The organism is Streptococcus mitis, from assembly GCF_001579035.1.
Classification (GTDB): Bacteria; Bacillota; Bacilli; order Lactobacillales; family Streptococcaceae; genus Streptococcus; species Streptococcus mitis_J.
Map to the genome: position 1 here is coordinate 370,977 of NZ_KQ970286.1, position 9,407 is coordinate 380,383.

General features: G+C 40.3%; 5 protein-coding genes. 4 read left to right on the plus strand and 1 reads right to left on the minus strand.

From position 1 onward, the window contains the following. Window positions 1–94: 94 nt before the first annotated feature. The 3 genes from SMIDD26_RS04265 to pyk all read left to right on the plus strand — a co-directional run bounded on the left by SMIDD26_RS04265 (window position 95) and on the right by pyk (window position 5,849). Window positions 95–3,196, plus strand: coding sequence for a DNA polymerase III subunit alpha (locus SMIDD26_RS04265; RefSeq protein ID WP_061439130.1), 3,102 nt, complete (start codon window positions 95–97; stop codon window positions 3,194–3,196). An 81-nt stretch (window positions 3,197–3,277) separates the two neighbouring features. After that, the gene (gene pfkA / locus SMIDD26_RS04270; protein ID WP_000820862.1) at window positions 3,278–4,285 is read left to right on the plus strand and encodes a 6-phosphofructokinase; all 1,008 of its coding nucleotides are present in this window, start codon (window positions 3,278–3,280) and stop codon (window positions 4,283–4,285) included. A 58-nt stretch (window positions 4,286–4,343) separates the two neighbouring features. After that, window positions 4,344–5,849 (plus strand): pyruvate kinase, encoded by a 1,506-nt coding sequence (pyk, locus tag SMIDD26_RS04275; RefSeq protein WP_001042817.1) that lies wholly within the window; start codon window positions 4,344–4,346, stop codon window positions 5,847–5,849. A 496-nt stretch (window positions 5,850–6,345) separates the two neighbouring features. On the opposite strand, the gene SMIDD26_RS04280 is transcribed toward pyk, so the two are convergent. Beyond that, the gene (locus SMIDD26_RS04280) at window positions 6,346–7,332 is read right to left on the minus strand and encodes an L-lactate dehydrogenase (protein ID WP_000204726.1); all 987 of its coding nucleotides are present in this window, start codon (window positions 7,330–7,332) and stop codon (window positions 6,346–6,348) included. 193 nt (window positions 7,333–7,525) lie between these two features. Between SMIDD26_RS04280 and gyrA the strand changes: the two genes are divergently transcribed. Beyond that, window positions 7,526–9,407: DNA gyrase subunit A (gene gyrA / locus SMIDD26_RS04285; RefSeq protein WP_246746892.1), on the plus strand; the 1,882-nt coding region annotated here is incomplete at its 3' end.

Here is a 9,407-nt window from a genome sequence, read left to right on the forward strand (position 1 = left end):
GTAAATTAGTAAGCTGATGAAATTTTTCTCAAGAGCAGCCTTTTATAGGTGAAAATGGTATAATATAGTGAGAAGGATAGAGGAGAAGTGTAAATTGATCGCACAACTAGATACAAAAACAGTCTATAGTTTTATGGAGAGCGTCATTTCGATTGAAAAGTATGTGAGAGCAGCTAAAGAATTCGGCTACACTCATCTGGCTATGATGGATATTGATAATCTTTATGGTGCTTTTGACTTTCTAGAGGTTACAAAAAAATATGGCATTCATCCTTTATTAGGGCTTGAAATGACTGTATTTATGGATGATCAGGAAGTGAATCTGCGCTTTTTAGCTCTATCTAGTGTGGGCTATCAGCAGTTGATGAAGCTTTCAACAGCCAAGATGCAGGGGGAGAAAAGTTGGTCAGTCTTGTCCCAGTACCTGGAGGATATCGCGGTAATTGTGCCTTATTTTGAAGAGCTTGAATCACTAAATCTAGGCTGTGATTACTATATAGGGGTTTACCCAGAAACACTGGTAAGCGAATTTTATCGTCCTATCTTACCTCTCTATCGGGTCAATGCCTTTGAAAGCAGGGATAGAGAAGTTCTACAAGTCTTAACAGCGATTAAAGAAAACCTACCCCTCAGAGAAGTTCCCTTGCGTTCACGACAAGATGTCTTTATATCAGCAAGTTCTTTAGAGAAATTATTCCAAGAACGTTTTCCGCAAGCCTTGGACAATTTAGAAAAGCTGATTTTAGGTATTTCTTATGATTTGGATACTAGTCTGAAACTGCCTCGTTTTAATCCAGCGAGACCAGCAGTAGAGGAGTTGAGAGAGCGTGCTGAACTGGGGCTTGTTCAGAAGGGATTGACTAGTAAAGAATATCAAGAACGTCTAAACCAAGAATTGGCTGTTATTCATGATATGGGCTTTGATGATTATTTCTTGGTTGTCTGGGATTTGCTGCGTTTTGGACGTTCGAATGGCTACTATATGGGAATGGGAAGGGGTTCTGCAGTTGGTAGCTTAGTTTCCTATGCCTTAGACATTACAGGGATTGACCCAGTAGAGAAAAATCTGATTTTTGAACGCTTTCTCAATCGTGAACGCTATACCATGCCTGATATTGATATTGATATCCCAGATATTTATCGTCCAGATTTTATCAGGTATGTTGGTAATAAATATGGCAGTAAACATGCGGCACAAATTGTCACTTTTTCTACCTTTGGTGCTAAGCAAGCTCTGCGTGATGTCTTGAAACGCTTTGGTGTGCCAGAGTATGAATTATCTGCAATTACCAAGAAAATCAGTTTTCGTGACAATCTCAAGTCGGCTTATGAGGGCAATCTACAGTTTCGTCAGCAAATCAATAGTAAGTTAGAATACCAAAAAGCTTTTGACATTGCCTGCAAGATTGAGGGCTATCCAAGACAAACCTCTGTCCATGCGGCTGGTGTTGTGATTAGCGACCGAGATTTGACCAACTACATCCCTCTAAAGCATGGTGATGAAATTCCACTGACTCAGTATGATGCTCATGGAGTTGAGGCTAGCGGACTTTTGAAGATGGACTTTCTGGGACTACGAAATTTGACCTTTGTCCAGAAGATGCAAGAATTACTTGCTGAAACAGAAGATATTCACTTGAAAATTGAAGAAATAGATTTGGAAGACAAAGAAACGCTAGCTTTATTTGCTTCTGGTAATACAAAAGGTATCTTTCAATTTGAGCAACCTGGTGCCATTCGTCTGCTTAAGCGTGTGCAACCAGTCTGTTTTGAAGATGTCGTAGCAACTACTTCCCTAAATCGGCCAGGTGCTAGTGACTACATCAATAATTTTGTGGCAAGAAAGCATGGGCAGGAAGAAGTGACTGTTCTGGATCCAGTACTGGAGGATATTTTGGCTCCAACTTACGGAATTATGCTCTATCAGGAGCAGGTTATGCAGGTTGCTCAGCGTTTTGCTGGATTTAGTCTTGGGAAGGCTGATATTTTGCGTCGAGCTATGGGGAAAAAGGATGCCTCTGCCATGCATGAGATGAGGGCTTCTTTTATTCAAGGTTCATTAGAAGCTGGACATACTGCGGAAAAGGCAGAGCAGGTCTTTGATGTCATGGAGAAGTTTGCAGGTTATGGTTTTAACAGGTCACATGCCTATGCATACTCAGCCTTGGCCTTCCAGTTGGCTTATTTCAAAACGCATTATCCAGCCATTTTTTATCAGGTCATGTTGAATTCTGCCAACAGTGATTACTTAATAGATGCACTTGAAGCAGGTTTTGAAGTGGCGCCTCTGTCCATCAATACTATTCCCTATCACGATAAAATTGCCAACAAGTCTATCTATCTAGGTTTGAAATCGATTAAGGGAGTCAGCAATGATTTGGCACTTTGGATTCTTGAAAATAGACCCTATTCTAACATTGAAGATTTTATAGCTAAATTACCTGAAAATTATCTGAAACTTCCTCTGCTAGAACCTTTGGTAAAAGTTGGTCTTTTCGATTCATTTGAAAAAAATCGTCAAAAAGTATTCAATAATTTAGCTAATCTATTTGAATTTGTGAAAGAGTTAGGAAGCTTGTTCGGTGATACGATATATAGTTGGCAGGAATCGGAAGATTGGACAGAGCAAGAAAAATTCTATATGGAACAAGAGCTTTTAGGGATAGGTGTCAGCAAACATCCCCTACAAACTATCGCAAGTAAAGCTATTTACCCGATTACCCCAATTGGGAATTTGTCAGAAAATAGCTACGCTATTATTTTGGTTGAAGTTCAGAAGATAAAAGTAATTCGTACCAAAAAGGGCGAAAACATGGCTTTCTTACAGGTAGATGACAGTAAGAAAAAATTGGATGTCACTCTCTTTTCAGACTTATATCGTCAGGTTGGGCAGGAAATAAAAGAGGGAGCCTTCTACTATATAAAAGGAAAAATCCAGTCACGTGATGGCCGTCTGCAAATGATTGCACAAGAAATAAGAGAAGCAGTTGCTGAACGCTTTTGGATACAGGTAAAAAATCATGAATCGGATCAAGAAATTTCACGTATTTTAGACCAATATAAAGGTCCAATCCCAGTCATCATCAGGTATGAAGAGGAACAGAAAACAATCGTTTCTCCCCATCATTTTGTAGCTAAATCCAATGAATTAGAAGCGAAGTTGAATGAAATCGTTATGAAAACGATTTATCGCTAAAAATACGGAAAATAGAAGAATTTTAAAATCAAATGTGGTATAATCAATAAGAATGTTAAAAGAAAAAGGAGCATAACCAATATGAAACGTATTGCTGTTTTGACTAGTGGTGGAGACGCCCCTGGTATGAACGCTGCTATCCGTGCAGTTGTTCGTCAAGCAATTTCAGAAGGAATGGAAGTGTTTGGTATCTATGACGGATATGCTGGTATGGTTGCCGGTGAAATTCATCCCCTAGATGCAGCTTCAGTAGGAGACATCATTTCTCGTGGTGGTACTTTCCTTCACTCAGCTCGTTACCCAGAGTTCGCTCAACTTGAAGGGCAACTTAAAGGAATTGAGCAATTGAAAAAACACGGAATTGAAGGTGTAGTTGTTATCGGTGGTGACGGATCTTACCACGGCGCTATGCGTTTGACTGAACATGGCTTCCCAGCTATCGGTCTTCCAGGTACAATCGATAACGATATCGTTGGTACTGACTTTACAATCGGTTTTGACACAGCGGTTACAACTGCTATGGATGCTATCGATAAGATTCGTGATACATCATCAAGTCACCGTCGTACTTTTGTAATCGAAGTTATGGGACGTAACGCTGGTGATATCGCTCTTTGGGCTGGTATTGCAACTGGTGCTGATGAAATCATCATTCCTGAAGAAGGCTTCAAGATTGAAGATATCGTAGAAAGCATTAAATGTGGTTATGAGTGTGGTAAAAAACACAACATCATCGTCTTGGCAGAAGGTGTTATGTCAGCAGCTGAATTTGGTAAAAAACTAAAAGAAGCTGGGGATACAAGCGACCTTCGTGTGACAGAACTTGGACATATTCAACGTGGTGGTTCTCCAACTGCGCGTGACCGTGTATTGGCGTCACGTATGGGTGCGCATGCTGTTAAACTTCTTAAAGAAGGTATCGGTGGTGTTGCGGTTGGTATCCGTAACGAGAAAATGGTTGAAAACCCAATTCTTGGAACTGCAGAAGAAGGAGCATTGTTTAGCCTTACTGCAGAAGGTAAGATTGTGGTTAACAACCCACACAAAGCCGATATTGAGCTATCTAGCTTGAATAAGAGCTTGTCATAATTTACAATTTAGTTAATAAGACCAAAAAGGTCATATATATAAAGGAGTCACAAAAATCATGAACAAACGTGTAAAAATCGTTGCAACTTTGGGTCCTGCGGTAGAAATCCGTGGTGGTAAAAAATTCGGTGAGGACGGATACTGGGGTGAAAAACTTGATGTTGAAGCTTCAGCTAAAAACATTGCTAAATTGATTGAAGCTGGTGCTAACACATTCCGTTTCAACTTCTCACACGGTGACCACCAAGAACAAGGTGAGCGTATGGCAACTGTTAAACTTGCTGAAAAACTTGCAGGTAAAAAAGTTGGTTTCCTTCTTGATACAAAAGGACCTGAAATCCGTACAGAATTGTTCGAAGGTGAAGCTAAAGAATATTCATACAAAACTGGTGAAAAAATCCGTGTTGCAACTAAACAAGGAATCAAATCAACTCGTGAAGTGATTGCATTGAACGTTGCTGGTGCTCTTGATATCTATGATGATGTTGAAGTTGGTCGTCAAGTTTTGGTTGACGATGGTAAACTTGGTCTTCGTGTGGTTGCTAAAGATGACGCAACTCGTGAATTTGAAGTTGAAGTTGAAAACGATGGTATCATCGCTAAACAAAAAGGTGTGAATATTCCTAACACTAAAATTCCTTTCCCAGCTCTTGCTGAACGTGATAACGACGATATCCGCTTTGGTCTTGAACAAGGTATCAACTTCATCGCGATTTCATTCGTACGTACTGCAAAAGATGTGAACGAAGTTCGTGCAATCTGTGAAGAAACTGGAAACGGACATGTTCAATTGTTCGCTAAAATCGAAAACCAACAAGGTATCGATAACTTGGATGAAATTATCGAAGCTGCTGATGGTATCATGATCGCTCGTGGTGACATGGGTATCGAAGTACCATTCGAAATGGTTCCAGTTTACCAAAAAATGATCATCACTAAAGTCAATGCTGCAGGTAAAGTTGTTATCACTGCAACAAACATGCTTGAAACAATGACTGAAAAGCCACGTGCAACTCGTTCAGAAGTATCAGACGTATTTAACGCTGTTATCGACGGAACTGACGCAACAATGCTTTCAGGTGAGTCTGCAAACGGTAAATACCCACTTGAGTCAGTAACTACAATGGCTACAATCGACAAGAACGCTCAAACTCTTCTTAACGAATACGGTCGTTTGAACTCAGATTCATTTGAACGTAACTCTAAGACAGAAGTAATGGCTTCAGCTGTTAAAGATGCTACTAACTCAATGGACATTAAATTGGTTGTAACTCTTACTAAGACAGGTCACACTGCACGTTTGATCTCTAAATACCGTCCAAATGCTGACATCTTGGCATTGACATTCGACGAATTGACAGAACGTGGATTGATGTTGAACTGGGGTGTTATCCCAATGTTGACAGATGCTCCATCTTCAACTGACGATATGTTCGAAATTGCTGAACGTAAGGCAGTTGAAGCAGGTCTTGTAGAATCTGGTGACGATATCGTTATTGTTGCTGGTGTACCACTTGGAGAAGCTGTTCGTACAAACACAATGCGTATCCGTACAGTACGTTAATTAAAATAAAAAGCCTATCATATCAAGCTTTCTAGCCTGTATGATGGGCTCTTTTTGTATGTGGGCAAAGTTTTTACTTTTGATTTAATGTATAATGGATTGAATTTAGAATAGTACGCTACGGATTCTAAAATATCTCTAGAAATTAATTGGACTTTCCTAATCAATTTGTTCATATCTTATTTCAATCTACTATAACTGTAGCTAAAGAGTAAATCGTTGCTTGTTCCATACTTTTTGTGATGTGAGTATAAATCTGACTGGTAGTCTTTTTGTCTTCATGCCCAAGCCATGACATGATAGTTTTTAAAGGGATGTTGTTTTTTGAACGAAAATTTCATAAAATGTTTAGTTCTTATAGTGGATTGCAGCTAGAATAGTACGCCGTGACTGCTAAAATATTTCTAGAAATTAATTTGTTCATATCTTATTTCAATCTACTATAATACAGAAAAAAACAACTCCCTGATGATTCAAGGAGTTGTCTATAGTTAAATTAGTTTTTTGAAGCTGCTTGGAATTCTGGGTTTTTCCATGCTTCGTCAATGATAGCTTGCAATTCTTTAGCAGATGCTTGCATTTTTTGAGTTTCTGCGTCGTTCAATGGGATATTTACTGGACGAACGATACCATGTGCACCAACAACAGCTGGTTGACCGATAAAGACATTCTCAACTCCGTATTGACCTTCTTGGAATACTGAAAGTGGAAGTACTGCGTTTTCATCGTCAAGGATTGCTTTAGTGATACGAGCAAGTGCTACTGCAATACCGTAGTATGTTGCACCTTTTTTATTGATGATTGTGTAGGCTGCATCACGAACACCTTCGAACAATTCAATCAATTCAGCTTCTTGAACATTTTGAGTGTCTTTAAGGAATTCTTCAAGGTTTACACCAGCGATGTTAGCGTGTGACCAAACAGCGAACTCAGAGTCACCGTGTTCACCCATGATGTAAGCGTGAACTGAACGAGCATCTACATCCAATTTTTCAGCAAGTGCTTGACGGAAACGAGCTGAGTCAAGTGAAGTACCTGAACCGATAACGCGTTCTTTAGGGAAACCAGAGAATTTCCAAGTTGAGTAAGTCAAGACGTCAACTGGGTTAGCAGCAACAAGGAAGATACCTTTGAAACCTGATTCAACAACTTGAGTTACGATTGATTTGTTGATAGCAAGGTTTTTACCTACAAGGTCAAGACGAGTTTCACCTGGTTTTTGAGGCGCACCTGCAGTGATCACAACAAGGTCAGCGTCTGCACAGTCAGAGTATTGAGCTGCATAGATTTTTTTAGGTGAAGTGAAGGCAAGGGCGTGACTAAGGTCAAGCGCGTCACCAACAGCTTTTTCATGCAATTGTGGAATTTCGATAATTCCAAGCTCTTGTGCAATTCCTTGGTTAACAAGTGCAAAAGCGTAAGATGAACCTACAGCACCATCTCCGACAAGGATAACTTTTTTGTGTTGTTTAGTTGAAGTCATTGTTCTAAACATCTCCTTAATTTTATTAGGGGATTTTCCCCAGACAACTTCATTCTATCACTTTTAAAAAACTTTGTCACGAATATGCCTTATAGTTCTCAATGTAAACGTTTTAGTGGTTTAGAGGCTGAAATAGATGGGAATTTATGGTATAATGTTGTTACTTACTAATTGTGAAATGAGGCATTTATTAATGCAGGATAGAAATTTAGTGAATGTCAATCTGACAAAGGAGATGAAGACGAGCTTTATCGATTACGCCATGAGTGTTATCGTAGCGCGGGCTCTTCCTGATGTTCGAGATGGCTTGAAACCTGTTCACCGTCGCATTCTCTATGGAATGAATGAATTGGGTGTTACTCCAGACAAACCTCATAAAAAATCTGCTCGTATTACAGGGGATGTCATGGGTAAATATCACCCACACGGGGATTCCTCTATCTATGAAGCCATGGTCCGTATGGCTCAATGGTGGAGTTACCGTTACATGCTTGTAGATGGGCATGGAAACTTTGGTTCCATGGATGGAGATGGTGCTGCCGCCCAGCGTTATACTGAGGCACGTATGAGCAAGATTGCTCTGGAGATGCTTCGTGATATCAATAAGAATACGGTTGACTTCGTTGATAACTATGATGCCAATGAACGTGAACCCTTGGTCTTGCCAGCGCGCTTTCCTAATCTTTTGGTTAATGGAGCAACTGGTATTGCCGTTGGGATGGCGACCAATATTCCCCCTCATAACTTGGGTGAAACCATTGATGCAGTGAAGTTAGTTATGGACAATCCTGAAGTGACTACTAAGGATTTGATGGAAGTCTTGCCTGGTCCAGATTTTCCAACAGGTGCCCTTGTCATGGGGAAATCAGGCATTCATAAGGCTTATGAAACAGGTAAAGGTTCGATTGTCCTACGTTCTCGTACAGAGATTGAAACGACTAAGACTGGCCGTGAGCGCATCGTTGTAACAGAATTTCCTTACATGGTCAATAAAACCAAGGTGCATGAGCATATTGTTCGCTTGGTTCAGGAAAAACGCATTGAGGGTATTACAGCAGTACGTGATGAGTCAAATCGTGAAGGAGTTCGTTTCGTGATCGAGGTCAAGCGCGATGCCTCAGCTAATGTTATCCTTAACAACCTCTTCAAGATGACCCAGATGCAAACCAATTTTGGTTTCAATATGCTTGCTATCCAAAATGGGGTACCGAAGATTTTATCCCTTCGTCAGATTTTGGACGCTTATATTGAGCACCAAAAAGAAGTGGTTGTTCGTCGGACACGTTTTGATAAGGAAAAAGCGGAAGCACGTGCTCATATCTTAGAAGGTCTCTTGATTGCGCTAGACCATATCGACGAAGTGATCCGTATCATCCGTGCTAGTGAAACAGACGCGGAAGCACAAGCTGAGTTGATGAGTAAGTTTAAGCTTTCTGAACGTCAAAGTCAGGCCATCCTTGATATGCGTCTTCGCCGTTTGACAGGTTTGGAACGCGATAAGATTCAATCTGAGTATGATGACCTCTTGGCTCTGATTGCGGATTTAGCAGATATTCTTGCTAAGCCTGAACGTGTTTCTCAAATTATCAAAGACGAATTAGATGAAGTTAAACGTAAATTTTCCGATAAACGCCGTACAGAGTTGATGGTCGGTGAAGTCTTGAGTCTTGAAGATGAGGACTTGATTGAAGAATCGTATGTCTTGATTACCCTTTCTAACAGAGGCTACATTAAGCGTTTGGATCAGGATGAATTTACTGCTCAAAAACGTGGGGGTCGTGGTGTCCAAGGAACGGGAGTGAAAGATGACGACTTTGTTCGTGAGTTAGTGTCAACTAGCACCCATGATCACCTGCTCTTCTTTACAAATAAAGGACGTGTCTATCGTCTTAAAGGTTATGAAATTCCTGAGTATGGTCGGACGGCCAAAGGACTACCAGTAGTCAATCTCTTGAAATTGGATGAAGGTGAAAGTATTCAGACTATTATCAATGTTGAGTCTGAACGCAGTGATGATGCTTACCTCTTCTTCACAACCCGTCATGGTATTGTGAAGAGAACCAGTGTTAAGGAAT